We start from the raw sequence: 25,833 nt of genomic DNA on the forward strand, positions 1-25,833 counted from the left end.
TTCTTTTCCTTTTGGTTCTAGTTATTGAATGCAGCTCGGCTTTATCGTGGGCTCTGTGTTGACTTAGGAATGTGCGGGGATGCTTTAGAGAGCCTCCAACGCCAACGCGATACCCTGGCCGCCGCCTATGCAAAGGGTCACGACGCCTTTTTTCAGCCTATTGCGCCGCATCGCGTGCACGAGACGGGTCGTCAGCACCGCACCGGTGGCGCCAATCGGGTGGCCATGGGCAATGGCGCCGCCCTCGACATTGATGATCTCTTCGGGAAGGTGAAGCTCCTGGGCGACGGCCAGCGGCACTGCGGCGAAAGCCTCGTTGATCTCGATGCGATCGACGTCGCTGATCTTCCAGCCCGCTCGTTCGAGAGCGATTCTGACCGCCGGGACGGGGCCGAGGCCGAACAGTCCCGGCTCAACCGCCGCGATGCCGTAGGAGACAAGTCTCGCCCACGGCGATATCCCGAGTGTCTCGGCGTGTGAGCGATCCGAGACGATCATGGCGGCCGCTCCGCTATTCAGTCCCGGTGCATTCCCAGCGGTGATTGTGCCGTCTTCGCGAAACGCCGGACGAAGCCTCGCCAGTGCCTCGTATGTGGTATCGGGCCGATTAGCCTCGTCCTTCGCGAAAAGCTCCTCGCCCTTCTTGCCTTTGATTTTCACCGGCACGATTTCAGCGTCGAATGTCCCTTCAGCTTGCGAAGCAGCGAACCGCATTTGAGACCGCTCGGCCCAGCGATCCTGACGCTCCCGCGTCAGTTGCGCCCTGCTCACGAGGTCCTCAGTGTGCCAGCCGGAGTGCTGGCCTGAGAACGCATCGACGAGGCCGTCGTGCAGCATGCTGTCATGGATCTCGGCGGGCCCCATCCGATAGCCCCACCGGCCGCCATCAAGCAGATATGGAGCGCGGTCCATGTTCTCCATGCCGCCGGCGATTGCGAGCTCTACGTTCCCCGATAGGATTTCTTGAGCCGCCGACACGATGGCCTGTGCGCCAGACCCGCAAACGCGGTTGACGGTAAGGGCCGGTGTCGAGACGGGGACACCACCACCAACGGCCGCCTGTCTTGCGGGGTTCATGCGGTTGCCGGCTTGTACGACATTCCCCATCGTCGCCGACTGGACGTCGTCAGGAGCGATCTTGGCGCGGCGCAACACCTCGGCGATGACGACGCTGCCGAGTTCGGTTGCAGCCCTACTCTTCAGGCTGCCGTTAAAGGCGCCGATTGGTGTTCGCACAGCCTCGGCAATAATGATTTCTTTGTTCGACATTCTAAGTCCCTATCGCCGAGGAAAATATCGCTGCGCTTGCAGCGCGAGATTGGCCGGGCACGGCACTGCCGTGCCCGGCCGTCTAGATGTCGAGCCGACGTTTGAATTCGTCACCCGTAATCTCGTCTTGGATGTGCTGATCAAAGGTGCGCGGAGCGAACTGGCTGCGTTGGCTGAACTTCACATCAGCAAAGTCGGAGTAAGCCTGGGCCACGCCGGCAAGAACCAACAGGGCCAGGATACTCATGACGGCGGTCCGCATTACTGCCGGTCCTGGTGCCAGACACCGTTTGCGGGACCAGTCGGGTGGATGTAGGAGCCTGCGCCTACCGCCTTGTCGGTTTCGTTTCCAGCCGATGCCGTGTGGGCGCCGGTGGATAGGGCGAGGGCGAGGGTGGCGGCGATCATAAGAGTGCGCATCGTATTTCTCCTTTGCTCGTAAGATTTAAGAACCAGCGACCTAGGAGGCGGGATGACCGCCGTTCCTGGATTTAGATGACATATATCATCTGCACTGATAGATGTCATACGTACGCTAAATAGTCAACACCCCAGAGAGTATTTTTTTCACGACGACGTGATTCAGGGCCATAAAGTGCCTTGTTTCGCACTCACTGGCGGGGGAACGGATAGGGATCTGTTGCCCCATAATAAGATTATTATTATAATCCAACTAAATCAGTTGGACATCCGGAAAGGCACATTCATGCGCATGTCACGTGAAGCGATGGCGGAACACCATCAAGAGATCGTGGAGGTTGCCGCCCGCATGTTGAGAGAGCGGGGCATCAAGGGTACAAGCGTCGCCGACCTCATGCAGGCGGCCGGGTTGACGCACGGCGGCTTCTACCGGCATTTCGAGTCGAAGGACGCGCTGGTGGCGGAGGCGGTGCAATCCATCCACGATACGCTTGTGAAGCGTCTTGAGACCAAGGCGGACAGGGCGAGCGAGGCAGGCGCCGTCGAGGACTATGTGGCGAAGTACCTTTCGCAGGGCCACGTCGCCAATCCGGGCGTTGGCTGTCCAATGGCAGCGTTCGGCGTCGAAGCCGCCCGTGAGACCGCAGAGGTGCGAAGGGCGTTTGCCAATGGGACCCAGAGAACGATCGACAAGCTCTCGGCCGGACTTTCAGGGACGCCGGCCGAGCGACGGACCAAAGCTATCCGGATGTTCGCGTCATTGGTGGGCGCGGTCGTCATTGCGCGTGCCGTCGGTGATGGCGCCTTGAGCGAGGAGGTGCTCGTTGCCAGCCGCGAAGCACTCGGCGCCTCGGCGGGGCGCAAACGATAGTCAGGCGATGCTGCTGGATTGATCTTGCCGCGCGTTTAATTGGGACGGCGAAAGATGATGCTCGCGTTGACGCCGCCAAAGCCGAAGCCATTCGATATGGCATGCTCCATCGTCATAGCTCGGGCTTGTCCGCCGATGAGGTCGAGCCCGCCGGCAGCCGCGTCCGGGTTGTCCAGATTGAGGGTCGGCGGGGCAATCTGGTCGCGCAGTGCAAGCACGGTGAAGATCGCCTCGAGACCGCCCGCCGCGCCGAGCAGGTGTCCGGTCGCCGATTTGGTCGCGCTGACTGCAATCTTTGCGTCTCGGCCGAACACGGCCTTGATCGCTGCGAGCTCGCCGACATCTCCGAGCGGGGTCGATGTGGCGTGAGCATTCAGATGCTGAATATCGGACGGGGCGAGTTGGGCCTGGCGCAAAGCGACCTGCATGGCACGGCGTGCGCCGTCGCCATCCTCCGGGCCCGCGGTCATGTGATGGGCGTCGGCTGTCGTGCCGTAACCGACGATCTCCGCGATTGGGGTGGCGCCACGCGCCAGAGCGTGCTCGCGTTCCTCGATCACCAGGATTCCGGCGCCTTCGCCCATGACGAATCCGTCCCTGTCGCGGTCGTAAGGACGCGAGGCGCGATGCGGTGTCTCGTTAAAGCCGGTTGAAAGCGCACGCGCAGCCGCGAAGCCCCCAAGGCTGACGAGATCGATGCAAGCTTCACTTCCGCCGCACACCGCGACATCCGCTTCACCTCCCCGGATCAGACGCGCAGCATCGCCGATAGCCTGCACGCCTGCGGCACAGGCCGTGACAGGCGTGCCGATCGGCCCCTTGTAGCCATGACGGATGGAGACATGACCGGCCGCAAGGTTGGCAAGGAAGGACGGGATTGTGAACGGCGACAAGCGGCGCACGCCGCGCTGATCGGTCGTACGGACCGAGTCCACGATGGCAGGAAAGCCCCCGATGCCCGATGCGATGACGGTTGCGGTGCGTTCGAGCGCCCGGGCATCGGCCGGCGCCCATCCGGCCTGAGCGATGGCCTCTGCTGCCGCGACAAGCGCGAACAGAATGAAGCGATCCATCTTGCGCTGGTCTTTGACGGGAACGGCCAAGTCGGGATCGAAACCGCCTTCCGGATCCTCATCCTTGTTCAACACGATGCCCGCGATCTTGGCGGGAAGGGGAGCCGCCCAGTCCGGCAGAGGCCGCAACCCGGATTGGCCCGCGAGCAATCGTGCCCAGGCGATCTCTGCACCGGACCCCAACGGCGATACCACTCCTAAACCAGTCACCACCACACGCCGCATACCGGTCACCTAACTTGGAGTTACGCTAAGCAGTCTCGGCGCGACGTCCGCGATTAGCTCGCGAACATCGAGGCCGGGCGCCACGCGCTCGTAGTCGCTGTCGATTTCGAGGCACGACGCCCCATGCACGAATGTCCAAAGCCGGATGGCGACCCGCTCCGCGTCGACCTTCTGGCTGTGCTTGCGACTGCAGGCCGCCACCTCGTTGATGACATTTTTCAGGCACTGGTTGCCGCTCTCGTCAACGTGTTGGGCCTTCCTGAGATCGGACTTGTGACCGAACATGAGGCGGAAGACCGCCGGCTGCGCGACGGCAAAATCGAGATAGGAAATCACCATCGCGGTTATGCCTGCGAGCGTGCCTGGCCCGCCCTCAGCCACGGCCTTTGCATTGGCGGCCGTCAGCTCATCGAAGCCGCGTGAGATAATCTCCTGGAGAACCTCTTGCTTGCCACGGAAATGCTTGTAGGGTGCGGCCGTCGTGACGCCGGCGCGGCGGCACGCATCAGCGAGCGTGAAACCATCCGGCCCGTGCTCTTGGAGCAGCTCTCTCGTGGCAGCGACAAGCGCCTCGCGCAGATCACCGTGGTGGAACCGCTGCTTGGTATGCAGGGCCTTTTTTGCACGCGGCATCACTAAATCCTCCCAACGCGCATACCGTTGTGATGAAGCACTGCTGCCCCCGGTCATTCGGCCTCCGCACTGCGCGGCGGAGTCGACGCGCCGCTCGCGTCTGATCCGCGGAGGCGCGCGACTTCGTCTTCCAATCGGCTGACTCGAGTCTCCAGCATCAGAAGAAACTCTCCTCGCGGGTCGTCCGCTCCATCCATGGCTTCGACCCACGGGCGCACTTTTCCAAATAGCCGTTCCAACATCTGTGACCTCTTGGTTCCTTGTTGCTCATCCTCCCTCATGCTGCCGCCTCTGCCTTTCCGAGTTCCGGTCCGGCGGCGGTCCCCATCGTTGTCTGAACTTCATTTGCCGTGGGCTTTATGCGGAACCAAGCGGCGTAGAGCGCCGGCAAGAACAGTAGGATCAGTACGGTGCCGACAGCCGTGCCGCCGATCAGCGTGTAGGCCATCGATCCCCAAAAGACAGAGGTCGTGAGAGGGATGAAGGCCAGCACGGCGGCGATCGCGGTCAGGATCACAGGCCGCGTCCGTTGAACCGTCGCCTCGATGACGGCGTGATAGTCATCAAGGCCTGCGGCCTGGTTCTCCTTGATCTGCTCGGTCAGGATCAAGGTATTGCGCATGAGGATGCCGGCAAGCCCGATCAGTCCCAGAATGGCGTTGAAGCCGAAGGGCTGGTTGAAGAGGACCAGCGCTGGAACGGCACCGACGAGACCTAGCGGCGCCGTCAGCATGACCATGCTCATTGTGGAGAAGGATCGCACCTGTAGCATGATGACGATCAGCATGGCGGCGATCATAGCGGGAAAGACCGTCGCCAACGCGTCATTGGCCTTTGTCGCTTCCTCGATCGATCCACCCGTCTCGATACGGTAACCGGCCGGCAGCGATGCGATCAGCGGCTGAAGGGCCGTCATGATCTCCTTGGAGACCTCCGGAGGCTGGGTCGCCTCGTTGATGTCCGAACGGATCGTGATGACGGGTGTGCGATCGCGCCGCTTCAGGATCGACTCTTCCAGACGAACTTCCGAATGCCCGATCTGGTCGAGCGGAATACGACCGCCGTCGCGGCTGAAGAGCGAAAAATCCGCCAATCTGGCCGGATCCAGGCGGTTGTCGCCGGCGCTGCGCGCCACGACGGGCACGTTGCGGATATTCTCGCGAACCTGCGTGACCGAAATGCCAGTGAGCAAGAACTGCAGCTGCTGGGCCGCCTCCGTCGTGGAAAGGCCAATGAGGCTCAGCCGATCCTGATCCGGAACGAAGCGCAACACGGGCGTTCTATTGCCCCAGTCGCGGTTCGCCTGCCTGACGTCCGGGACGTTCCGCATGATCTCGAGAGCTTTCTCCGAGATCTCGTACAATTTTGCGGGATCGGGTCCCATGACCCGGAACTCGACCGGGAACGGCGTGTAAGGGCCAAAAACCAGCTGCGTGACGCGCACATAGGCTTCGGGTGTGAGCCCTTCGGATAACGCATTCCGGAGCCGGTTCTTCAAGCTCTCGCGAGCCTCCGCATCGGGTGTCAGCACCACGATCTTGGCGAAGGCCGGATCGGGCAGCTCCGGCGCCATGGCGAAGAAAAATCGCGGAGCGCCCTGTCCGATGTAGCTGGTGACGATCTTTGCATCCGGCTGGTCCTTGAGCCAGCGTTCGAGCTTCCCGACCGTGGCCGTCGTCGTCTCGATGCTGGTCCCTTCCGGCAGGCGGACCTCGACCAGAACTTCGGGACGGTCGGAGGTGGGGAAGAATTGCTGCTTCACCGTGCCCATGCCGACGACGGAGAGCGCGAAGGCAATGCCGACAACTGAGCATGTCAGGAACTTGTGGCGCACGGCGAAACTGATGATGCCGCGCAGGCGCCGGTAGTTCGGCGTATCGTAAATCGCATGATGGCCGCCCTCGACCGGTTTGATCGCCGGCAGCATCTTAACGCCAAGGTAGGGTGTGAAGATCACCGCGACGACCCAGGAGACGGTGAGGGCAAAGCCCACGATCCAGAAGATGTTGCCGGCGTATTCTCCGGCCGACGAACTCGCGAAACCGACGGGCAAAAACCCGACAATCGTCACGATGGTTCCGGACAGCATCGGCGCCGCAGTGTGACTCCACGCATAGGCTGCCGCCTTGATGCGGTCCATGCCCTCTTCCATCTTCACGACCATCACCTCGATGGCGATGATGGCGTCGTCGACGAGAAGGCCAAGCGCGAGGATGAGAGCGCCGAGCGTGATGCGGTCGAAGAACCGGTCGGTTTCCAGCATGATGAGGAACACGACGGCAAGCGTCAGAGGGACGGCAGCCGCCACGACGATACCAACGCGCCAGCCGAGGCTGAGCAGGCTCACCAACAGCACCACGCCGAGCGCCATCGCGAACTTCATCATGAATTCGTCGACGGCATGCGTGATGTTGACGGCCTGATCGGTCACCTTGGCGAGCGTCATCCCGAGCGGCAGGGTCTCGGCGATCGCCGCGGATCTCTCTTCCAGAGCCTTGCCGAGTTCCAGCCCGTTCCAGCCTTTCTGCATCACCACAGCGAGCATGATGGCTGGCTCACCCTCATGGCGGATAATGTATGTTGCGGGGTCCTCGTAACCGCGACGGACATCGGCAACGTCAGAGACCTTCAGTGTGCGTCCGGCGGCCACAATTGGAGTGTCGGCGATGGCCTCGACGCTGTCATAGGCGCCATCGAGCCGGATGAAGACCTGGGGGCCCCGCGTATCAATCGAGCCTGCGGGCGTGAGGGTGTTTTGCCGTTGCGCGGCAGCAGCAATGTCCTGCGGCGACAGCCCGAGGGTTGCCAGTTTGGCATGGGAAAACTCGACGTAGATCCGTTCGGGACGCTCGCCAAGGATGTTGATCTTCTTGACGCCGGGCACGTGCAGAAGATCCTGGCGGATGACTTCGGCCTGCCGGACCAGTTCGCGCATCGGCATGCCCTTTGCCTTCAGCGCGTAAAGGGCAAAGCTCACATCGGAGTATTCGTCGTTGACGAAAGGCCCCAAGACGCCAGGGGGTAAAATCCGAGCCTCATCGCCGAGCTTTTTGCGGGCCTGGTAAAACTCCTCCTCCACCTGGGATGGCGGCGTGCTGTCTTTGAGCGTGACCGTGAGGAAGGCATACCCTGGGCGCGTTATCGTCTCCACGCGGTCGTACCAGGTCAGCTCCTGGGTTCTTTTTTCAAGCGGTTCGGCGACCAGATCCTGCATTTCGCGCGCGGTTGCGCCGGGCCATACGGCCGTGACAGTCAGGGTCTTGATGGTGAAGGAGGGATCTTCCGCCCGCCCGAGCTTGACGAAAGCGTAGACGCCTGCGGCCGCCAACAGCATGATGAAGAACAGGGTGACGGCTCGCTCGCGGACCGCGAGTGCGGAAAGGTTGAGGCTCATCAGTTCGACCCCTCTGCCTTGGAGCTGGTCCTGACGGTCGCTCCCTCCGTCAGGAGATGCGCACCGAGCGCGACGATCGGTTGCCCGACCTCGATGCCGGAGACCACCGCGGTTTCGTCGCCGAGCCGTTTAATCTTGACGGGAGCGAAGCGCACAGTTGTGGCGTCCTGATTCAGGATCCAAACACCTGTGCGATTGCCGTCATCGAGCACCGCGCCGATCGGCACTTCCACATCGGAATGTTGTCCGTTGACCCTAAGTCTGATCGTTACCGTGGCCCCGAGGGGTGAGGAGGCGGCTTCGCCGTCAAGCACGTAACGCGCTTCATACGTACGGGTCTGGGGATCTGCGGAATTCGCCATCTGGCGAAGGCGCGCTGTCCCACGCTGCCCGTTGCTGCCATAGACGCTGGCTTCTGCCTCCGAGCCGATCGCTGGCCGGATGGTTTCAGGAAGCGCAACGAGCGCCTCGCGCGGTCCGGCGTGCGCCAACTGAACCACGGTTTGCCCCGCCGCGACGACCTGTCCTGGTTCCCCGAGCGTCGCGACAACGGTTCCGTCGGCATCGGCCACGAGAGTGGAGTAGGTCGCTTGGTTCTCAGCGACTTTCGCTTCCGCTTCTGCCGCCGCGAGTTGCGCCTCAGCCGTGTCCAGCGCGGCCTTAGTTTGCTCATAGCGCTGCTCGCTCGCGGCAAGCCCGCCCTTAACGAGCGTGGCATAGCGCTTCTCGTCCGCGCGCGCCTGAACGAAGACCGCGCGTGCCGCGATGACCGCGTTACGCTTGGCGGTCAAGGCAAGGCGCAAATCGGTGTCGTCGATGCGCATGAGAGGCTGACCGGCCTTGACCTCCTGGCCGTCATCCACGAGCCGTTCCACGATCTTGCCGGGGACGCGAAACCCCAGATTGCTCTGCACCCGTGCTGCGATCGTTCCGGTGAAGGAACGCTCAACGCCGGCAACGTTGGTGGCGTTGATGACCTTCACCAGAAGCGGGTTGGTGCGGGGATCGGCGCCAGCTGATGTCGTCGGTTCCGGTGCATTCAAAAAGAACGCGGCGGCCGCGATGCCGGCGGCCGTCAGCGCGAGCGCGCCGAGGAAAAAAAACAATCTGCGCCACATACCGCGAACCTCCAAAATTGGTTGTCGTTCGCATTCTATATCTCACTTAGATGTCGTTCGCAATCTAAAAATTAGATCAAATGGCCGCACGATTCGTTTGTCGCGCCCTTCTATAGCTTGCAAACGACCGCTATTTAGGATAAAGAAGTCAGGCACAATCTAAGAATAGGATGGCCCAAGATGCGTGTAAGCCGCGCTCAGGCTGAGGAAAACCGTCAAAACGTGATCGATGTCGCAAGCCGCCTGTTCAGGCAGCACGGCTTTGACGGCATCGGACTGAAGGACCTGATGGAAGCCGCCGGGATGACCCAGGGCGCCTTCTACAAACAGTTCGCGTCCAAAGGTGACCTGATTGCCGAGGCCTCGGCGCGGGCCTTGGAGAGTGCCACAAACCGATGGTCGAACGCAGTTGTCGCAAATTCCAATGACCCGCTCGGCGCGGTGATCGCGTTCTACCTGTCCAACGGACACCGCAAGGAAAAAATGGAGGGCTGCCCGCTCGTGGCCCTCGGCGCGGATGCCGCAAGGCAAAGCGCTGAAGTCAAAGCTTCGTTCGAAGCCGGGATCAGAGAGCATCTTCGCGTCCTCACCCGCCTGTTGTCGGAAGCCGACAACGATGAGAAGCACGACAAGGCCATGGCCATCCTCTCGACGATGGTTGGGGCCGTCACGTTGTCGCGGGTCGTCAACGATCCTCGCCTCGCGCAATCGTTCCTGGATGCGGCAGCCGAAAGCGTTCGCGAAGCCGCCTCTTCGTAGGTGTACAGGCGCTTAAGAGCGCCGTTACGGCTGACCCGAGGGTCCGCCTGCTGCGAGCGAGGGCTTGCAAACGGTGAAGCTATGCCCTGCGCCGGCAATGCGCAGAACCGATGGAGAAAACATGTCACGGAGCAGCTTCACTGGAAAACGGGCGCTGATCACTGGAGCGTCGAGTGGGATCGGCGTAGAGTTCGCCCACGCTCTACTACGGTGATGAGCTCGGTCTCGAAGACGTCGCGATCCAGGCAGAAGAGCTGCAAGATCCGTTTGGCGTGATCAGTCGCGGCAGCGAACTGGGAAGAGATCCCGAGCGCACGCCCATGCCATGGGACCAATCCCCTAATGCTGGCTTCACGATCGGCCATCCGTGGCTGCCTCTTGGCAACGAACATCCGGGGATAAGCGTGGAGGTACAAAAGCGGGAGCCTGGGTCGATGCTTTCTCTGACCCGCGCGCTGCTTGCGTTACGCAGACGGGAACCGACATTGTCGCTGGGCGACTGGGCACCGCTGCAAACAACAAACGGTGTTCTTAGCTACACCCGCGCATGCGCCGATCGACTATTCGTAATTGCGCTCAATTTGGACTCGATACCCAAAGCCATCCGGTTTGAACCTTGCCTTCATGGGACGATCGAGCTTTCAACCAATGCGAAGCGCACTGGAGAACCGGTATATGAACGTCTTGACTTGAGCGCAGACGAGGCTGTCATCGTCAGCGCGATCCAGGTCTCGCCGGTGGTCCTGACTTACTGACATTCCTAGTAGGGGTAAGGCTACAAAGCAGGTTCACGGCTCAGCGTGCGGGAAACCGCGTCTCGCCACCTCGCGATCCGGCTCCGTCGCTCTTCTACCGCCATGCTTGGCGCGAAGGGGCGGTCCAGCGCCCAGGTTTCTGCAACCCGATCGGGCTCGGCATAGAGGCCTGCCTGCAGTCCCGCCAGATAGGCCGCGCCGAGTGCTGTTGTCTCGAGCACAGTCGGCCGGTCCACTGCTGCACCGAGCAAATCGGCCAGCCGCTGCATTGTCCAATCTGAAGCGACCATACCGCCATCGACACGCATCACCGTTTCGCCGACGGTTCCCCAATCGCGGTGCATGGCGTCGACAAGGTCGGCAGTCTGAAAGCAAACGGCCTCGAGCGCGGCCCGCGCCAGCTCGTTAGGCCCTGCTCCGCGAGTCAGCCCGAATATGGCGCCACGTGCTTCCGCGTCCCAATACGGAGCACCCAACCCGACGAACGCTGGCACGAGGATCACGTCCTGCTCGGGATCGGCCTGCGCGGCCATCGACCCGGCCTCGGCCGCCGATTGCAAAAGGTGCAACTCATCGCGTAGCCACTGAACGGCGGCGCCAGCTATGAAGATCGAACCCTCAAGCGCGTACGTCGTTACACCGTCGAGCCGGTAGCCGATGGTGGTCAGGAGCCGGTTCTTTGAGGCAATAGCCTTGTGTCCGGTGTTGAGGACGGCGAAGCATCCCGTGCCGTAGGTCGATTTCATCATACCGGGTTGGAAACAGCCCTGGCCAATCAGCGCGGCCTGCTGATCACCCGCCATGCCAAGAATCGGGATGTCGCCACCGAGGTGCTCCGGCGCCGTGTGTCCGAAGGAGGCGGCGCAGTCGCGTACTTCAGGAAGGAGGCTCATGGGCACATTCAGAAGCTCACAAAGCCCCGCATCCCATTCGTTGCGGTGAATGTTGAACAACAGCGTGCGGGCGGCGTTGGTGACGTCGCTCGCATGCACTCGACCGCCGGTAAGCCGCCAAAGTAGGAAGCTATCGATCGTGCCAAAGGCCAGTTCTCCCCGATCGGCCTGCTCGCGCGCGCCGGGCACGCGGTCTAGGAGCCAACCGATCTTGGTGCCCGAGAAATAGGGGTCGACCAGTAGCCCGGTAGCGGCGGAGATGCGCGGTTCGTGGCCGTCGTCTTTCAATTGCTGGCAAACGTCGGCCGTACGTCGATCCTGCCAAACGATGGCGCGGTGAATTGGCTGGCCAGTCGCACGCTCCCATATCAAGATTGTCTCGCGCTGGTTGGTGATGCCTATGCCGGCAATCTCGCGCGCAGTGAGCCCTGCCCCAGCGAGCGCGGATCGAGCTGTTGAGAGTACGGTGCGCCAGATGTCCTCCGCATCGTGCTCGACCCAGCCTGGTGCCGGATAATGCTGTGGCAACTCCTCCTGAGCGATGGCCACGATCGTCATGTTGGCGCAAAATACGATGGCTCGCGAGGACGTAGTGCCCTGATCGATGGCGAGGACGTAGCTCGTCATGTCTCGCTATCCCCGTGTCGGGAGAAGATTGGCAAACGGGACTGTACCCGATCCTGTTTACACCCGGAAGTCGGTCCAGCGCCCACAGGTTGGCGTCAAAGACCGCATCGCCGCAACTCTGCGAAGTGCACTGCACTGCCACGGTTCGCATGGGAGGCGTCGCCTCGCATGTTCATTCTGCCGATTTCGGAGCGGCAGTTGACGGGTATGGATTAGCGCCGAGTGCAATTCTACCGCTCGCCGGCCCGATTGAGGCGTCAGGCATCTCGCGAAGCCTGCGAGGTTGGCTTCGTCAGCATAAAAAAAGGGCGTCCTTGTTGTCCCAAGGCACACTTTCGAAGCCGAGCTTCCGCAGGACATGATGCGAGACCACATTTTCTGGATATGCGGTCGCCCTAAGCTCCGAACAGTTCAGTTTCTCGAAAGCGAAGCGGACGAGGCCTGCGACAATCTCGGTACCGTAGCCATTTCCCCATGCGCACTTCTCGAAACCGTAGATGATCTCCTCGGGCGCGTCTTCCGGACGCGCAAAGCCCGCCCAGCCAATAAAGCGGCCGCTCGATCTCTCGATCAAGGCGCCGGTTCCGTATCCGAACTTTTCCACGTTTTGGCGGGAGCGCACAATCCAGAGCTCTGTGAGGTCTCGACCTAGAGGCTTTCCATCGTCGGTAAATCGTACGACGTCGGGTCGGATGAAATGCGCGCGAGATCATCGAGATCGTCCGTTGCAAAGGGACGAACGGTCAGACGGCTGTGCGGAAGAACTCTTCGACCATCGAGCAAGCTTACACGATTTTGCAGCCAAGCGTCACTCTCGCGCCGCACTGCTGGTCGCCCCCGGCTGTGGAAAGTCAAGCACCTCACTCGTAAGCTCTCGACTGCTTGGCTGAAGGACGTCCCATCCTTCAGCGTCCCGTTGCTCCAGGAGGAAGCGAGGGATGTCGAGCGTGCCCGAGCTGGCCTCCGGCAGAGCGGCTCCCATATCCCAACCCTGCGGCAACGGCGACCAGAAGATGTGCCGGTACGCTCTGGGACAGACCGCCAACCGGCTTCTGCCGATCCTGCACTGCCGCGATGCCCCAAAACCCGCCACTTGGCTGTTGGCTCGCAGGGCCAAAAGCCTACATCAGTCGGCCTTCCGCGTCCGCGAAGCAGCATCCATCGCGCCGCAAGCTCACTCCTTCCCTTCCACTCCTGCGCTCGTTCCAACCGCAGCGCTTCCGCTCCGCGTCACGGCCGGCGGAGACCATTTTCCGGTGAGCGCGTCGGACTTGGGTCCATAAAGACGCATGGTGAGATTGAATAGTCCAGTCGGCGCCGGCAGCCAGTTGGCTTCCTTGTCGGCGCCCGGGCTCTGGTTCTGGAAGTAGAGATCGAGAGAGCCGTCAGCGTTCAACTTAAACGGCATCCAGCTCGAGACCGCGAAGCGGTTGAGCGGGTTCGCGACCTGGAAGCCCTCTGTGTCGTAGAGCGTTACCGACCAGAAGGCTGATACGGGAGGCATGTCTCCCTTGGCGAAATGAAGGACATAGTTGTTGGTGCCGTCGAGTGGCTTGCCGGTCGAGTCACCGAGGTTCAGCGGGTAGATCGCATCTTCGGGAAGGTTGGCGCCGAGACCAATTTGCGCAACGAGCGCGCGCTTCAGATAGTAGTTGCCGTAAACACCCATCGTGTCAGTGTTCATCGACCAGCCATTCGCGACGCGGGCCAGGGTCGGAACCTTCCGCGCCATGAGTTTCTGCGCTTCGGCCGGCGCATCTTCTAACGCTTGCTGAACGGCGGGGTCGAGGCTGGCGATATCAAGGCTCTTTCCGGGCTCGATTCCTATCCGCTTCATCTGAGCTATGATCGGTTGATCGGTGATCTGCGGCGGATGCATCTTGAGTAGCTCGGCGGCGTACTTGAAGTAGGTGTTAGCCGCCATCGTATCGACCTGACGCTTCGGCGGCGTCTTCATGTCGATGCTGGGATCGATCTTGGCTTCGATCGGCTTTGGCTTTTTGCCCCACTGCGAAAGCGGCGTGATCTTGTAGCCCGCCTGGATTTTGTGGACGGCGTCATAATCAGGCAGCCCGTCCGTCTTGGTACGGCCGATGATCCAGACGTAAGGAGTGGGTGCGTCGATCCGAGTGATGCCCGCCGGAACCGCTCCGGTCCAGCCGGGTGGTGTCACGATGAAGTCACCCGCCTGCGTTCCGGTGGTTCGTGACCCGGGCGAAGCAAACACGTTGGTCCACATGTCGAGCATGGGGAGCAGATAGTAGCGACCGTTCGTATCGGGCGCGGACACGACGACCGGCTCATTGGTGAGATCGAGCCATGCGCTTGAATAGAGCGTATCGAAGTTGGGCCGTACGACGGCCCTCATATCGGCGGTCGGAAACGCCGGGACGTTGTTGAACAAGTTCATCGGTCCGCCGATTTCCGATTTTCCGGCTTCGATGTTCGTAAGTTGCTTCCGCGTGACATCCATTGTGATCAGCGGATAAAAATAGATGTACGCGTCGCGTGCGATGCTCTGCGCATCCTCGGGAGTGACGGTATCGGCGCGCGGTGCCGTGTTCATGAACGGCGCGAGACTTAAAGTGACCAGTAGAACACTGCCGCGCAGCATCCCGGCTTTGAGAACGGACATATCGGACATAACGTCCTCCCTTGGGTTTTAAGGAGGGAACACGGCGCTCCCACCTCAGCGTGATCAGTGGCAGTCACGTGCAGCGTAGGATGGTATTGGGGCCAAGTGCCCTCCCGCTCGCGACGACGCTTCAGGTCGTGCGCGTGCCACATGATCCGGCCGCCACGAGGGTCTCGCAGTGACGCGCAGGAACCTGGAATGGAAAGTTCGGAGACTAAGCTGGAGGGATGCTTGCGGTTGCCGCGGGGCGCACTGAGTTTGAACGCTTAAAAATCGCATCCTAGCCTCCAGCCAGGTGCGGCAACTCCCCATGGGCCGGCACCATACCAGACCGTCACAAAATAAAAACCCTCTGTGGTCTTTAGTCGGATAATTGGCTAACAGCACACTTCTACATTGCAGTCAAAAGGGACCCCGCAGCCTGGTCCCGGGGGGTTATAGATAGAACCACTGATCATTGAGAGCACCCGGTCCATACATTTGGGTCAAAATTCCCGTACGGCTCACGTCCGCCAAGTCGGCTCCACGGCCAAATCCCCCAATTGGGGGACTTCATAAAAGGTTGAAGGGAATTTTTAGTTTCGTCCCGGCGGTCCAATCAGTGCACGTCGCGCTTGGCGCGGCTGAAGGCGGAACCTAGGAGAAGGGAACACCATGATGGGTTGGTCGGTCACGTTGGTCCGCCTTTTCGGAACAGAAGTGCGGATCCACCTAACGTTTTTTCTGCTGCCAGCATGGTTTGCGGTCATGCCGTCCGTATGGTCGGCCATGTAGGAGCAGCTCTTGCAGCCCTCGTTCCAGCCCGGTGCCAGCATGAAATGCTGCACCAGAAGCTGGCTGCGGCCGGCGAACAGATCGGCCAGCGATATTTTTCCATCTGGCCCGTCGAATACGTAGGATTTCTCGACACGCACCCAGGGCAGCTTTCTCCGCAGATCAGCCACTTGGTCGCTACGGTGCGTCAGGTCCTTTTCCACGGCAAGCAGGTCACGCCGCGCTTCCAACCACTTGTCCCGTGATACGATCGCATGCGTCGTCATGATGGGTCTCCGTTTGTTGACCGGGATTCACTGCCGCATTGGCCGTGATGTCCCTGGCGTTGATCGTGAGGTAGATATATTGGCCATCACGGACCCACTGGGAGTGACAAGTGTGTCGGGATTTGAATGGACTCGCTGATCACAGCAGGCGCCCGCGCGCTCGCATCGGGTGATGCGCTTGGCGCCCTGAACTACATCGCCCTGCGCGATGATCCGCCGGCGCTCGCACTGCGCGGCATTGCCATGGCCCAGCTTGGCGATCTTGCCAGAGCAAGGATGCTCCTGCGGCAGGCTGCCCGTGCCTTCGGCCCGAGAGAAGCCCTCGCCCGCGCACGGTGCGTCACTGCCGAAGCCGAGATTGCCCTCGTCTGCCGCGATCTCGGCTCACCCCTGAAACCGCTCGACAATGCCTTTCAGGTACTTCGTCGCCATGAAGATCACGCCAACGCCGCGCATGCACGTTATTTGAAAGCCCGCTATCTGCTTCTAGTCGGACGACTGGATGAGGCTGAGCGCCTGCTCGCAGCATTTAATCCTGCGCCGCTGTCACCTGCATCACGAGCGTCTTTCGAACTCGTCAATGCCGGCATCGCCATGCGGCGGCTGCGCATCAAGGCGGCCCGTGCCGCCCTGGAGCGGGCGAGCGCGATTGCGCGTCAAACCGGCATCGCATCGCTCGCTGCCGAGGTCAAAAGCGCAGCCGAGAGTCTCGAAATTCCTGCTGCGCGGATGATCGCCCGCGGCAAGCAGAACACGGTCCGGCTCGAAGATGTCGAAACGCTGCTGGCATCAAAGGCGCTCGTCATCGATGCTTGCCGCCATGTCATTGCTCAAGCTGGACAAGTGATCCCACTCGAGACCCGGCCTGTGCTCTTTGCTCTGGCGCGCAGCCTTGCCGAGGCTTCCCCCGGCGGCGCATCACGGGCAACGCTTCTCTCCCGCGCATTCGGCGCGAAGCACGTGGATGAATCGCACCGCGTGCGGCTGCGCGTCGAGATCGGCAGGCTCCGGAAATTGCTCAGCACTATCGCCAGCATTGAAGCGACTAGCGACGGCTTTTCGCTATGCCCGCGTGGTGCGCGTGATCCCGTGGTGCTAGCCCCTCTGACGGGCGAAGCCAACGCACATGTACTCGCACTTCTCGGAGATGGCGAGAGCTGGTCGAGCTCGGCGCTTGCATTGGCGCTCGGAGCAAGCCAGCGGACCGTGCAGCGCGCGCTGGATGAGCTTCTTGCAGCGGGAAAGGTGCAGGCGGTCGGCAAGGCGCGGGCGAGGCGCTGGATGGCGCCGCCCGTGCCCGGATTCCCGACAAGCTTGTTACTCCCGACCGCGATGCCCAGCAGCTAGGTTGTGAGCACGATGGATCTTGCGAAGGCAGGTGAACCATGAAGCGCTCAACAGCGGAAATCGTGCGCGAATACGGCCCGTTTCCCGATGTCGATCAGGTGGGTGGAGTGAGCTATGACGGCACCAATATCTGGATCGCAGCCGGAGACACGTTGAAGGCAGTCGATCCGGAGCGCGGCACGACAGTGAGGTCGCTCAATGTCCCGGCGCATGCCGGAACCGCATTTGATGGCAAATACCTGTTCCAGATTTCGGGCAACCGTATCCAGAAGGTCGATCCGGAGAGCGGCCGCGTCGTGTCATGCATCCCGACGCCCGACGGCGGCGCCTCGGGCATGGCCTGGGCCGAGGGTTCGCTCTGGGTCGGGCAGCATCGCAACCGCAAGATCCATCAGGTCGATCCGGAGAGCGGGAAGATCCTCCGCACCATCGATTCGAACCGCTTCGTGACCGGCGTTACCTGGATTGACAAGGAGCTTTGGCACGGCACCTGGGAAGAAGAGAAAAGCGATCTTCGCCGGGTCGATCCGCAATCGGGCGAAGTGCTGGAGCTGATCGAGATGCCGCAAGGTGTTGGCGTATCGGGCCTTGAATCCAATGGCGGCGATCTCTTCTTCTGCGGCGGTGGCACCGGCGGAATGGTGAGAGCTGTGCGCAAACCCAAGCGTTAGTCCTAGGCCGTTCCGGCCGAATGAGCCATGCGGCACGAGGCATTCGCTGCAGCTCTGTACGGTTGACCTGAACCGGCTCCAGGACACATGTCCGAAGCTAGAGGACTTGCGGTCGTGTTCCGAGACATTCCTTTAGCTGATTGTTCATTAAGATCCGCAGCCGTCTGCCAGTTCTGGGATTGGTTCAGCAGTCGGCGGGATCGGATCGCTTCGCGCTTCCGGTCCATTTCAGCGCGACAACGCTCTTCTTGCCTAGCTCGTGCCTCGGCTTCGTGAACACAGATAAGGCGAAGTTCCTCGAATATTCCGGCGAGTCCCGCGACCGCTTCATCAAGCCTCTTCTCAAGCGGCGAATCCAGCGTCTCCCGCCACTCCTTCATCATGTGGTATCTGTCAGGGTTCTTGAACGTCAGGACCAATTCGCCGGTCGGTACTTTTTCCTGGGTCCATCTCTCACTCGTGGAGAGATGGACCCGGTCCGTTTTCTCTTTCTCGGTAAGTTTGCGTCGAACCTGTTGAATGCGCTCGGTCAGCTGCAGGTCGACCTTCTCATCGCCAAGCACGATCTGCACACCACGGCGATTGTATTGGTCAACGACGAGCTTGTATCCGCGCACCTCCAGTCAGAATGCGTATCCGGCGTTTGTCGAGATCGGTTGCATCAATCGCCTTGTACAGATTGCGGCGCCAGGGATCGTAGCGACTCTCTCGTCGCTTCTCCCGGTCGTCCTGCAGCCAGGTCGCGACAATCCGGTGCGGACTTGATAGCGTTGCCGGAACGATGATGGGCTTGCCTGTCGTCAGCTCGTTTTCGATCGCTTCGCGCACACTGGTTGGGACAGGTGGCGGCTCCGGTGACGGAGGCCGCTTGCTCGGGGGATGTATGATGACGCGCGCTGGCGTACCCGCCTTCAATGGTGGCAGGGGCTTCTTGGACACATCCTGCCAGCCTGTTGCTTTGCCCAATAGCCGCGTTCGGGAACCGGTCTGGGGTGCCTGAGACACGGGATGTGTAAGTCTCTGAGATAAATGGTCGGAGCGGGAGGATTTGAACCTCCGTCCCCCAGTCCCCCCGGGAAAGTTTCGCCGCTGTAACGCGTTAGATGTTTGGCTCGCACCCTTACCGCGCGTGCGTTTGCAAACCGGGCCAGTCGCGCCTCCCTGCCGAAGCGCGGAGGCGTGGCAACAATGAAATGTTGCCTGCTCTTTGCTCTTCGCGCGAAGCAAACCATGCTTTGAAAGGTGCTTACGCGACCTGAGCGTATTGCCGCCGCGACACGTGTGGCAGCCACCTCCCCATGCTAAGTCCGCAGGGCGGCGCCTAAGTCATTGATATCCCCAGCCCGGACATTCTTCCCATCTCTGGCATGGTGGCTGCACCCAAGCTGCTGCCGACCTCACGGCGATCCGCTCGGATCGCCCAAAAATAGCATAGCAGTTAGGGAGCGACACTTAAATGAAGGGCTGGAGAAATAGCCTCAAGGGCGCATTGCTGGCAAACGCAGCAATAAGCATTTGCACGTCACCTGCGGTTTCACTCGGCGTCTCGACGCTCGATGGCAAACACGTCGAGTACTACGTCACCGAGGACATGCTGTTGAATGCGGACAAGGATCCGAACAACTGGCTTATGTATGGCCGCGACTACGAGAGCACGCGCTATTCGCCTCTCTCGCAGATCAACGCGGAGAATGTCGGCGATCTCGTCGCCAAATGGAACCTTTCGTTCGGCGTTCTCGGCGCGCAAGATTCCCAGATTACAGCTGTGAACGGCCGCCTTTACGTATCATCGAGCCAGAACCGCGTCTTCGCCATCGACGGCGTCTCCGGCAAGGTTCTCTGGCGCTATGATCGCAAGCTCCCTCCCGATCTTGGTCCGAAGCTCTGCTGCGGCGACGTAAACCGCGGCGTGATCGCCTATGAGGATAAAGTAATTCTCGCGACGCTCGACACACACGTCGTTGCGCTCGACAACCACACCGGTGAGGTCGTTTGGGAAACGAAGCTCGGCGATTACAGGACCGGCGAGATCTTCACCTCCATGCCGGTCGTCGTCGACAACAAGATCCTGATTGGAAACTCGGGTGGCGATGTCGGCGCCAACCCGGGCACGATTTACGCTCTAAATGGCGACGACGGAGAGGAAGCCTGGAAGACACACACCGTTCCCGTGACGGGAAAGGAGGAGATTGCAAATACGTGGGGCGGCGACTCCTGGAAGACGGCGGGTGGAACGCCGTGGCTCCCGGGGTCCTATGACAAAGAAACGGGTCTCTTGCTTTGGGGCGTGGGCAATCCGGTCCCGGACTTCGACGGCAGCGTTCGCCCCGGCGACAACCTGTATACGGGATCGACAATCGCAGTCGATGTGAAGTCCGGTGCGATCAAAGGCCACTTCCAATACACCCCTCACGATGTGTGGGACTATGACGGAACCAACGAGGTCATCCTCATCACCGACAAGCAGAACCGCAAGGTGTGGCTCCACGCCGATCGGAACGGGCATCTCTACTCGATCGATCGGGAGACCTACAATTGCAACTGGGTCGCGGCAATGCAGCGGGTCAATTGGGTGAAGAGCTGGGGTGATAACTGCCGGCCGGAGGCCGATCCCAACAAGATCCCGACCTACGGCAAGGAGACCAAAGACATCGCGCCCGTTCTCGACGGTGGCAAGGAATGGGTGCCTGCCGCCTACAGCAAGAGAACCGGGTACATCTATGTTCCCGGTCGCGACATGTCCATGGACCTCGCCGCGAAGAAGCAGGAGTTCAAACCAGGTCAGTGGTTCTTGGGAACGGACGTTTTGCGCCTCAATCCTGGCGGCGGATATGTGAAGGCATTCGACGGCACGACGGGTGAGCTGGTGTGGTCCCGCCGTCAGAATACACCCGCAACGGGCGGAATGCTGGCGACTGCCGGCGGCCTCGTCTTCAACGGCGATGCCGAAGGTGTCTTCCGCGCCATCAAGGACGATACGGGTGAGACGCTGTGGGAGTTCAATGTGGGAACGGGCATCCACTCCAACCCCACGACCTTCATGGTGGGTGACACCCAGTACGTCGCCATCCTGGCGGGACCGGGCGGCGGCAGCATCTGGCCGCTAGTCTATGGCGAATGGCTCAAGACACGCCAGCTCGGCGGCAGCCTGTTCGTATTTGCAATCCACAAGGGCAAATAGCCTCAAGCGGCACGTTGGCCTATGCCGACGTGCCACTTCTCTCAGATCCAGGAGCCGCCGGAAGATGAAACAATGGACGGCTGTGCTGTCGATGACGACGGCACTGCTACTTGCTGCAGGCGCAGCGCACACATTTGCTGACGACGCTGCGGAGAAGAAGAACCCGCTCGAAGGTCAAGCCGCGGCGATCGAGGCCGGCAAGACTCTCTATAGTAACACCTGTCTCTTCTGCCATGGCCCCAACGGCCTCGGCGCCCGCGCACCCAACCTCATCGAGGGCCTGTTCCGCCCCAACGGTGGAGCCGACGACACAATCGTGTTCGACATCATCCTCAACGGGCGGCCTGGCACCCTCATGGGCGGGTTCGAGGGGACCTATTCGGAAACGGAAATCTGGCAGGTCATCTCCTATCTTCGACAGGAGGGGATCGCGCGCGCCAAGCCGAAATCGAAATAGCTTCCTGCTGTACGCGCTCAAGCTGTGTGCGGAGTAAAAGTCGCAGCTGCTGTGAAATTCGACACAGACTCGACTTTGGAGGAATTGACCGACCACGGTGAGAATTGCTCCCGTGTGATGGCTGAGTCGGTGCGCGTCTTTCGACGGGTGAACAGTGAACAAGCCCTGCAACCTCACGATCGAAAAGCCGGTCATCGATAGCTCCAAAGGCACGGCGCCGGAAAGCTCGATTTCGACAGGCGGAATCATCCGGCGCTTCGCCTCGGAAGCGAGTGGAGTGGGTCACGGCATCGTGGACGTCGCCTGCAGCGTGGGCGAGCTTGCTGACCGGATGCAGAGGCAGGCCGGGCAGCTCTCGGAGATCCGAACCGAGATGCACGAGCTTGGCGCCGACAACGCGCGGATCGCCGACGGTGCCGCCTCCAGTCTCAGGATCGTCGAGGACGCGCGGACAGAGGTTGCGCAGTCTCTTGCAAAGCTCCGGGACTCCATCGACGGAGTGGACGCGCTCGTCGGTACCGTCTCGCAGCAACGCAACCTTCTCAGCGGCGTGCAGGAGGCCCTGGGCAAGGTGGGCAAGGTCGCGAACGGGATCAATGCAATCGCGAGTCAGACGAACCTGCTGGCGCTGAATGCCACTATTGAGGCCGCGCGCGCCGGAACAGCGGGAAAGGGTTTTGCGGTCGTTGCATCGGAGGTCAAGGCGCTCGCCGGACAAACCGCAGCGGCTACGCGCGAAATCGCGCTGACGATGAACGATCTGGCCCTCGAGGTGCAACAACTGATCGAACAAAGCCAGTGCAGCGCCGAGATCGCCGCTGCCGTGAGCACCAGCAACGCCCACCTTGCCGCTACGTTCGACGGTATAGAAGCAACTGTCGTTGGCATTGCGGAGGAAACCTCGGGCATCACGACGCGCGTCGCTGCCATCGAAGAGCGCGGGCGAATGCTCGTGGACGGGATCGACCGTCTCGCGAACGGGTTCGGAGAGTCGGCGCTCAACATCGCCCATATCGACAAGCGCCTCACGGTGCTGGAGCGTTCGGGCGAGAAGCTTCTAGCGATTACCGTCGACTCCGGCATGCAGTCCACCGATACACCCTTTGTTCAGGAGGTGATGCGGCGCGCAGCCCTCGTATCCAAAAAGCTCGACGAGGCCGTCGCTAACGGCGCACTGACCTTGGACGATGTCTTCGATACGGACTACGTGCGTGTGCCCGGCACCAACCCGGAGCAATTCAATACCCGCTACGTCGATGCCTTCGATCGCATCCTCCGCGACCTGCTTGAGGATGCCCAGTCCTTCAGCGATCGAGTCGTCTTCTGCGTCCCCATAGACAGGAACGGGTACATCCCGACGCACAACAGCAAGTTCTCTCAACCCCAAGGCTCGGACCCGGTCTGGAACGCAGCCAACTGCCGCAATCGGCGGATCTTCAATGACCGAGTCGGCAAGGCGGCCGGAAGCAATCGCGATCCGTTCCTGGTTCAGACTTATCAGCGCGACATGGGGCAAGGTCGCAAAGTCCCGATGATGGACGTGTCGTCCCCCGTGCTCGTCGCTGGCCGTCATTGGGGCGGCCTAAGGCTTGCCTATGCCGCTGAGGGGCGCTCCTAGGACGCCTTATTCAAGAAGCTCGCGGCTTGCCCTATACACGGGGCAGCGCGACATTGTCACTTGCGCGCAGCGCGAAGGCGATCGAAATCTTCATCGGCATGATGCGACGAGCGGGTCAGCGGTGACGACGAGACTAGAAGGAACCCTTTCGCCAGTCCGACCCGGCGGTAGGCGTCGAACTCCTCGGGAGTCACATAGCGGACGAGCGGCGCGTGCTTGAGCGTCGGCTGGAGGTATTGGCCGATCGTCAGGAAATCGACGCCGGTGGACCTCAGGTCATCCATGACCTGATGAACCTCGTCTCGCTCTTCGCCGAGCCCCACCATGATGCCCGATTTCGTGAAAACGTCGGGGTTTAATTCCTTTGCGATTTGCAGCAATCTAAGGGAATGGAAGTAGCGTGCGCCTGGACGGATCTTGAGGTAGAGCGATGGAACAGTCTCAAGGTTGTGATTGAATACGTCGGGCTGGGCAGACATCACCGCCTCGATCGCACCACTCTTGCGCAGAAAATCCGGCGTCAGCACCTCGATCGTAGCGCCCGGTGCGCGAGCGCGTACAGCCTCGATCGTTTTTGCAAAATGTTCCGCGCCTCCATCCGCGAGATCGTCGCGATCCACGGATGTGATGACGACGTGCCTGAGACCCAGCTTGGCGACAGCCGACGCGACCTCCTCCGGCTCATGATCGTTCAATGGCCGCGGAATTCCCGTCCTGACGTTGCAGAAGGCGCACGCGCGCGTGCACGTATCGCCCATGATCATCAGCGTAGCGTGCCGCTTCGACCAGCACTCGCCGAGATTGGGACATGCGGCTTCCTCACAGACCGTCTTGAGCCTGTGTTCGCGCACGATGGAGAGCGTCTGGTTCAGCTCAAGGACGGATGAGAGCGTGACGCGAATCCAGTCCGGACGCGGCGGAGGGGGCGAATCCGGCCGCTTCACTTTCTCGGGATGTCGAGGCCGATTCTTGAGCGTATCTATGAGGGTGACCATAGGAACCTGGAAGGGTCTAAGTTGAATTGGCTGCGATGATCGACGCCCGAACTCCCATCATTGACCTGCCAGAAGCGGCCTACCCACGATCGGGCTCGATGGGTGGGCCATGTCACGTGGCTCGAGCGCGCCGGAGAGAAAGGCAAGTCGCCCTGCCTCGACTGCCTTCGAGAAGGCCAGCGCCATCTGCGGTGGATCGACCGCTTTGGCCACGGCGGTATTCAGCAGAATGCCATCGCATCCGAGTTCCATGGCCTGCGAGGCATGGCTGGGAACACCGAGCCCGGCGTCCACGATGATCGGGATGTCCGGAAAGTGCGCGCGAAGGGTCCGCAATCCGTAGGCGTTGTTGAGGCCCCGCGCGGAGCCGATCGGCGCACCCCAGGGCATGAGAACCCGGCAGCCCGCGCTGAGCAACCTCTCCGCAACCACCAGATCTTCGGTCGTGTAGGGAAAGACCTGAAACCCTTCCTCGTTGAGGATGCGCGCGGCTTCTACGAGGCCGAAGACATCTGGCTGCAGCGTGTCCTGCTCGCCGATGACCTCGAGCTTGATCCAGATGGTGTTGAAGATCTCGCGCGCCATGTGGGCGGTCGTGACAGCTTCCTTCACCGTCTGGCAGCCGGCCGTGTTCGGCAAAATAGGCAGCCGCAGCTCCAGCAATTGGTCCCAGAAGCGGCGCGACGTCTGAGCCTTACCAACGGACTCGCGCCGGATCGACGCTGTCACGGCGCCCGCCTTCCCGACTCGGATCGACTGAGCCATGACCGAGGGAGACGGATAGAGAGCAGTACCGAGCAACAGGCGGGACGCGAGTTCTTGTCCGTAAACAATCACCAGTCTACCCTCCTGGCCGGGCTGCGACGATCTCGACAAGGTCGTCATCCGCGAGGCCAACCACATCACGCCGCGCCGCTGCCACGAATTCGCCATTGACCGCCGTCGCCACGGCAGTGCCCGCATAGCCGAGAGCTGCGACAAGCTCAGACAACGTGGAAACGTCGGCCATCAGATCGGAGCCGTTCACGACCAAGTGCATCGGGTCATCCTGTCAACGCGCTGGCAGCGCGGGCTGACAGCAATCGGAAACGGAAAAAACGTGAGGCGGCTCGCCTCGTCGATTGGGAGAAGGGTGTAAGGCGAGCCGCCTCCCCCCTGGAAAACCTCGCAGCCTTCCCAAGGGCCACGAAACGAGCATCGAATTCGCAATCAGCTGCGTGAACCCTGACCGTGCCGTGCTCGTCTCGAAGAACGTTGCATCTTCAGTATATTGAAGTATTTCAGGCTCCCAACAACGACAATATGAGGCGAGACAGCAAACGCCCCAGCGCTCTTCGCCAGCAAGTGGCGTGCCAAGCGAACGCCGCTCATTGAACCCGAGTGCGAGCCCTGTGCATTCGACGGAAATAACGTGCTGCCCCTGCCTTCATTGCTTCCTCTGGGCGCCCCGGTGGAGGAACGACGGACGAAATCAAACGTCCAGCGCGCGGTCCTTATGAAACGCGAATGCGACAGTCCGCTGCAACACGTGACGCAAGCGGGTGAGCTGCGCAGGAAATTCCTGCAAAAAAGGCCGGTTGTCCTTGGCACGCGCTTTGCGCTCCGACTAACACGCTTGTCGACGCGATAGTCGGCGGAACATATAGGAGCGCACGTTCGATGAACAAGCCGACACGCACGGCCGACATGACGCCCGTTAAGGTCACCACGGGCGCGCTCCCGAGTTCGCGCAAGCTTTACGTCGCACCGGAAGCCGCACCCGACCTCGCCGTACCGCTTCGCGAGATCACGCTGACACCGGAGAGCGGCGAAGCCCCGGTAAGGGTCTACGACGCCTCAGGCCCCTACACGG

23 protein-coding genes and 2 pseudogenes are annotated in these 25,833 nt (G+C 61.2%); 9 read left to right on the forward strand and 16 right to left on the reverse strand.

What is annotated here, in order from left to right:
• Window positions 1–84 precede the first annotated feature (84 nt).
• From CS1GBM3_RS07170 to CS1GBM3_RS19765, 3 genes are all read right to left on the reverse strand, one after another.
• On the reverse strand, window positions 85–1,269 hold the full coding sequence (locus tag CS1GBM3_RS07170) for a thiolase family protein (RefSeq protein WP_072393294.1): 1,185 nt from the start codon (window positions 1,267–1,269) through the stop codon (window positions 85–87).
• 82 nt (window positions 1,270–1,351) lie between these two features.
• Window positions 1,352–1,531, reverse strand: coding sequence for a hypothetical protein (locus CS1GBM3_RS07175; protein ID WP_072393297.1), 180 nt, complete (start codon window positions 1,529–1,531; stop codon window positions 1,352–1,354).
• Window positions 1,531–1,689: a hypothetical protein gene (locus CS1GBM3_RS19765; protein ID WP_171946442.1), complete on the reverse strand. Its 159-nt coding sequence runs from the start codon at window positions 1,687–1,689 to the stop codon at window positions 1,531–1,533. Before CS1GBM3_RS19765 ends, CS1GBM3_RS07175 begins: the two co-directional genes overlap by 1 nt.
• Before the next feature lie 286 nt (window positions 1,690–1,975).
• Between CS1GBM3_RS19765 and CS1GBM3_RS07180 the strand changes: the two genes are divergently transcribed.
• A complete protein-coding gene (locus CS1GBM3_RS07180; protein ID WP_072393300.1) occupies window positions 1,976–2,560 on the forward strand; it encodes a TetR/AcrR family transcriptional regulator in 585 nt (194 codons plus the stop codon).
• Between the two features lie 35 nt (window positions 2,561–2,595).
• On the opposite strand, the gene fabF is transcribed toward CS1GBM3_RS07180, so the two are convergent.
• From fabF to CS1GBM3_RS07205, 4 genes are all read right to left on the reverse strand, one after another.
• On the reverse strand, window positions 2,596–3,858 hold the full coding sequence (gene fabF, locus CS1GBM3_RS07185; protein WP_072393302.1) for a beta-ketoacyl-ACP synthase II: 1,263 nt from the start codon (window positions 3,856–3,858) through the stop codon (window positions 2,596–2,598).
• Window positions 3,859–3,867: 9 nt separating this feature from the next.
• Window positions 3,868–4,491, reverse strand: a complete 624-nt coding sequence (locus CS1GBM3_RS07190) for a TetR/AcrR family transcriptional regulator (RefSeq protein ID WP_072393305.1) — start codon at window positions 4,489–4,491, stop codon at window positions 3,868–3,870.
• A 277-nt stretch (window positions 4,492–4,768) separates the two neighbouring features.
• On the reverse strand, window positions 4,769–7,885 hold the full coding sequence (locus tag CS1GBM3_RS07200; RefSeq protein WP_072393311.1) for an efflux RND transporter permease subunit: 3,117 nt from the start codon (window positions 7,883–7,885) through the stop codon (window positions 4,769–4,771).
• The gene (locus CS1GBM3_RS07205) at window positions 7,885–9,003 is read right to left on the reverse strand and encodes an efflux RND transporter periplasmic adaptor subunit (protein WP_072393314.1); all 1,119 of its coding nucleotides are present in this window, start codon (window positions 9,001–9,003) and stop codon (window positions 7,885–7,887) included. The genes CS1GBM3_RS07200 and CS1GBM3_RS07205 overlap by 1 nt, the downstream gene beginning before the upstream one ends.
• A gap of 180 nt (window positions 9,004–9,183) precedes the next feature.
• Between CS1GBM3_RS07205 and CS1GBM3_RS07210 the strand changes: the two genes are divergently transcribed.
• Window positions 9,184–9,762, forward strand: coding sequence for a TetR/AcrR family transcriptional regulator (locus CS1GBM3_RS07210; RefSeq protein WP_072393317.1), 579 nt, complete (start codon window positions 9,184–9,186; stop codon window positions 9,760–9,762).
• A 434-nt stretch (window positions 9,763–10,196) separates the two neighbouring features.
• Complete coding sequence (locus tag CS1GBM3_RS07220; RefSeq protein ID WP_072393322.1) at window positions 10,197–10,517, forward strand: DUF3459 domain-containing protein; 321 nt, start codon at window positions 10,197–10,199, stop codon at window positions 10,515–10,517.
• 20 nt (window positions 10,518–10,537) lie between these two features.
• Here CS1GBM3_RS07220 and glpK read toward each other — a convergent pair whose 3' ends face one another.
• From glpK to CS1GBM3_RS20065, 4 genes and pseudogenes are all read right to left on the reverse strand, one after another.
• Entirely contained in the window at window positions 10,538–12,037 is a 1,500-nt protein-coding gene (glpK, locus tag CS1GBM3_RS07225) for a glycerol kinase GlpK (RefSeq protein ID WP_072393325.1), read from the reverse strand.
• Between the two features lie 292 nt (window positions 12,038–12,329).
• Window positions 12,330–12,731, reverse strand: a complete 402-nt coding sequence (locus CS1GBM3_RS07230; RefSeq protein ID WP_083567215.1) for a GNAT family N-acetyltransferase — start codon at window positions 12,729–12,731, stop codon at window positions 12,330–12,332.
• Window positions 12,732–13,211: 480 nt separating this feature from the next.
• Entirely contained in the window at window positions 13,212–14,603 is a 1,392-nt protein-coding gene (locus CS1GBM3_RS07235; protein ID WP_244534585.1) for a DUF1254 domain-containing protein, read from the reverse strand.
• 815 nt (window positions 14,604–15,418) lie between these two features.
• Window positions 15,419–15,712 (reverse strand): annotated as a pseudogene (locus CS1GBM3_RS20065) (DUF899 family protein); the annotation flags it as partial.
• A gap of 126 nt (window positions 15,713–15,838) precedes the next feature.
• Here CS1GBM3_RS20065 and CS1GBM3_RS07245 point away from each other — a divergent pair.
• A complete protein-coding gene (locus CS1GBM3_RS07245; RefSeq protein ID WP_072393330.1) occupies window positions 15,839–17,059 on the forward strand; it encodes a helix-turn-helix domain-containing protein in 1,221 nt (406 codons plus the stop codon).
• A gap of 38 nt (window positions 17,060–17,097) precedes the next feature.
• Complete coding sequence (locus tag CS1GBM3_RS07250; protein WP_072393332.1) at window positions 17,098–17,730, forward strand: NHL repeat-containing protein; 633 nt, start codon at window positions 17,098–17,100, stop codon at window positions 17,728–17,730.
• Between the two features lie 2 nt (window positions 17,731–17,732).
• Here the strand turns inward: CS1GBM3_RS07250 and CS1GBM3_RS07255 are convergent, their stop codons facing one another.
• Window positions 17,733–18,302, reverse strand: a complete 570-nt coding sequence (locus CS1GBM3_RS07255) for a hypothetical protein (RefSeq protein ID WP_072393335.1) — start codon at window positions 18,300–18,302, stop codon at window positions 17,733–17,735.
• Between the two features lie 19 nt (window positions 18,303–18,321).
• Window positions 18,322–18,558, reverse strand: a complete 237-nt coding sequence (locus tag CS1GBM3_RS07260) for a hypothetical protein (RefSeq protein WP_072393338.1) — start codon at window positions 18,556–18,558, stop codon at window positions 18,322–18,324.
• Window positions 18,559–19,186: 628 nt separating this feature from the next.
• Between CS1GBM3_RS07260 and CS1GBM3_RS07265 the strand changes: the two genes are divergently transcribed.
• From CS1GBM3_RS07265 to CS1GBM3_RS07275, 3 genes are all read left to right on the forward strand, one after another.
• The gene (locus CS1GBM3_RS07265; protein ID WP_072393341.1) at window positions 19,187–20,911 is read left to right on the forward strand and encodes a PQQ-dependent dehydrogenase, methanol/ethanol family; all 1,725 of its coding nucleotides are present in this window, start codon (window positions 19,187–19,189) and stop codon (window positions 20,909–20,911) included.
• 64 nt (window positions 20,912–20,975) lie between these two features.
• Window positions 20,976–21,368, forward strand: a complete 393-nt coding sequence (locus CS1GBM3_RS07270; RefSeq protein WP_072393344.1) for a c-type cytochrome — start codon at window positions 20,976–20,978, stop codon at window positions 21,366–21,368.
• Window positions 21,369–21,522: 154 nt separating this feature from the next.
• Window positions 21,523–22,986 carry a methyl-accepting chemotaxis protein gene (locus CS1GBM3_RS07275; RefSeq protein ID WP_083567220.1) on the forward strand — a complete coding sequence of 488 codons (1,464 nt, stop codon included), beginning with the start codon at window positions 21,523–21,525 and terminating at the stop codon, window positions 22,984–22,986.
• Window positions 22,987–23,042: 56 nt separating this feature from the next.
• On the opposite strand, the gene lipA is transcribed toward CS1GBM3_RS07275, so the two are convergent.
• The 3 genes from lipA to thiS are packed head-to-tail and all read right to left on the reverse strand — an operon-like array spanning window position 23,043 to window position 25,020.
• A complete protein-coding gene (gene lipA / locus CS1GBM3_RS07280) occupies window positions 23,043–23,981 on the reverse strand; it encodes a lipoyl synthase (RefSeq protein ID WP_072393347.1) in 939 nt (312 codons plus the stop codon).
• 57 nt (window positions 23,982–24,038) lie between these two features.
• Window positions 24,039–24,866: a thiazole synthase gene (locus CS1GBM3_RS07285; RefSeq protein WP_072393350.1), complete on the reverse strand. Its 828-nt coding sequence runs from the start codon at window positions 24,864–24,866 to the stop codon at window positions 24,039–24,041.
• Window positions 24,823–25,020: a sulfur carrier protein ThiS gene (gene thiS, locus CS1GBM3_RS07290; RefSeq protein ID WP_072393353.1), complete on the reverse strand. Its 198-nt coding sequence runs from the start codon at window positions 25,018–25,020 to the stop codon at window positions 24,823–24,825. Before thiS ends, CS1GBM3_RS07285 begins: the two co-directional genes overlap by 44 nt.
• A 620-nt stretch (window positions 25,021–25,640) precedes the next feature.
• Here thiS and CS1GBM3_RS07295 point away from each other — a divergent pair.
• Window positions 25,641–25,833: pseudogene (locus tag CS1GBM3_RS07295) on the forward strand (phosphomethylpyrimidine synthase); the annotation flags it as partial.

The organism is Hyphomicrobium sp. CS1GBMeth3 (assembly GCF_900117455.1).
Classification (GTDB): Bacteria; Pseudomonadota; Alphaproteobacteria; order Rhizobiales; family Hyphomicrobiaceae; genus Hyphomicrobium_C.

Bases quoted from the DNA above. Each gene is read 5' to 3' on its own strand.
- CS1GBM3_RS07285 (WP_072393350.1), bottom strand. From the start codon at position 24,866: ATGACGACCTTGTCGAGATCGTCGCAGCCCGGCCAGGAGGGTAGACTG.
- CS1GBM3_RS07200 (WP_072393311.1), bottom strand. From the start codon at position 7,885: ATGAGCCTCAACCTTTCCGCACTCGCGGTCCGCGAGCGAGCCGTCACC.
- CS1GBM3_RS07190 (WP_072393305.1), bottom strand. From the start codon at position 4,491: ATGCCGCGTGCAAAAAAGGCCCTGCATACCAAGCAGCGGTTCCACCAC.
- CS1GBM3_RS07220 (WP_072393322.1), top strand. From the start codon at position 10,197: ATGCTTTCTCTGACCCGCGCGCTGCTTGCGTTACGCAGACGGGAACCG.
- CS1GBM3_RS07265 (WP_072393341.1), top strand. From the start codon at position 19,187: ATGAAGGGCTGGAGAAATAGCCTCAAGGGCGCATTGCTGGCAAACGCA.
- CS1GBM3_RS07250 (WP_072393332.1), top strand. From the start codon at position 17,098: ATGAAGCGCTCAACAGCGGAAATCGTGCGCGAATACGGCCCGTTTCCC.
- fabF (WP_072393302.1), bottom strand. From the start codon at position 3,858: ATGCGGCGTGTGGTGGTGACTGGTTTAGGAGTGGTATCGCCGTTGGGG.
- CS1GBM3_RS07235 (WP_244534585.1), bottom strand. From the start codon at position 14,603: ATGAACACGGCACCGCGCGCCGATACCGTCACTCCCGAGGATGCGCAG.
- CS1GBM3_RS07210 (WP_072393317.1), top strand. From the start codon at position 9,184: ATGCGTGTAAGCCGCGCTCAGGCTGAGGAAAACCGTCAAAACGTGATC.
- CS1GBM3_RS07245 (WP_072393330.1), top strand. From the start codon at position 15,839: ATGGACTCGCTGATCACAGCAGGCGCCCGCGCGCTCGCATCGGGTGAT.
- CS1GBM3_RS07270 (WP_072393344.1), top strand. From the start codon at position 20,976: ATGAAACAATGGACGGCTGTGCTGTCGATGACGACGGCACTGCTACTT.
- CS1GBM3_RS07205 (WP_072393314.1), bottom strand. From the start codon at position 9,003: ATGTGGCGCAGATTGTTTTTTTTCCTCGGCGCGCTCGCGCTGACGGCC.
- thiS (WP_072393353.1), bottom strand. From the start codon at position 25,020: ATGCACTTGGTCGTGAACGGCTCCGATCTGATGGCCGACGTTTCCACG.
- CS1GBM3_RS07170 (WP_072393294.1), bottom strand. From the start codon at position 1,269: ATGTCGAACAAAGAAATCATTATTGCCGAGGCTGTGCGAACACCAATC.
- lipA (WP_072393347.1), bottom strand. From the start codon at position 23,981: ATGGTCACCCTCATAGATACGCTCAAGAATCGGCCTCGACATCCCGAG.
- CS1GBM3_RS19765 (WP_171946442.1), bottom strand. From the start codon at position 1,689: ATGCGCACTCTTATGATCGCCGCCACCCTCGCCCTCGCCCTATCCACC.
- CS1GBM3_RS07175 (WP_072393297.1), bottom strand. From the start codon at position 1,531: ATGCGGACCGCCGTCATGAGTATCCTGGCCCTGTTGGTTCTTGCCGGC.
- CS1GBM3_RS07180 (WP_072393300.1), top strand. From the start codon at position 1,976: ATGCGCATGTCACGTGAAGCGATGGCGGAACACCATCAAGAGATCGTG.
- glpK (WP_072393325.1), bottom strand. From the start codon at position 12,037: ATGACGAGCTACGTCCTCGCCATCGATCAGGGCACTACGTCCTCGCGA.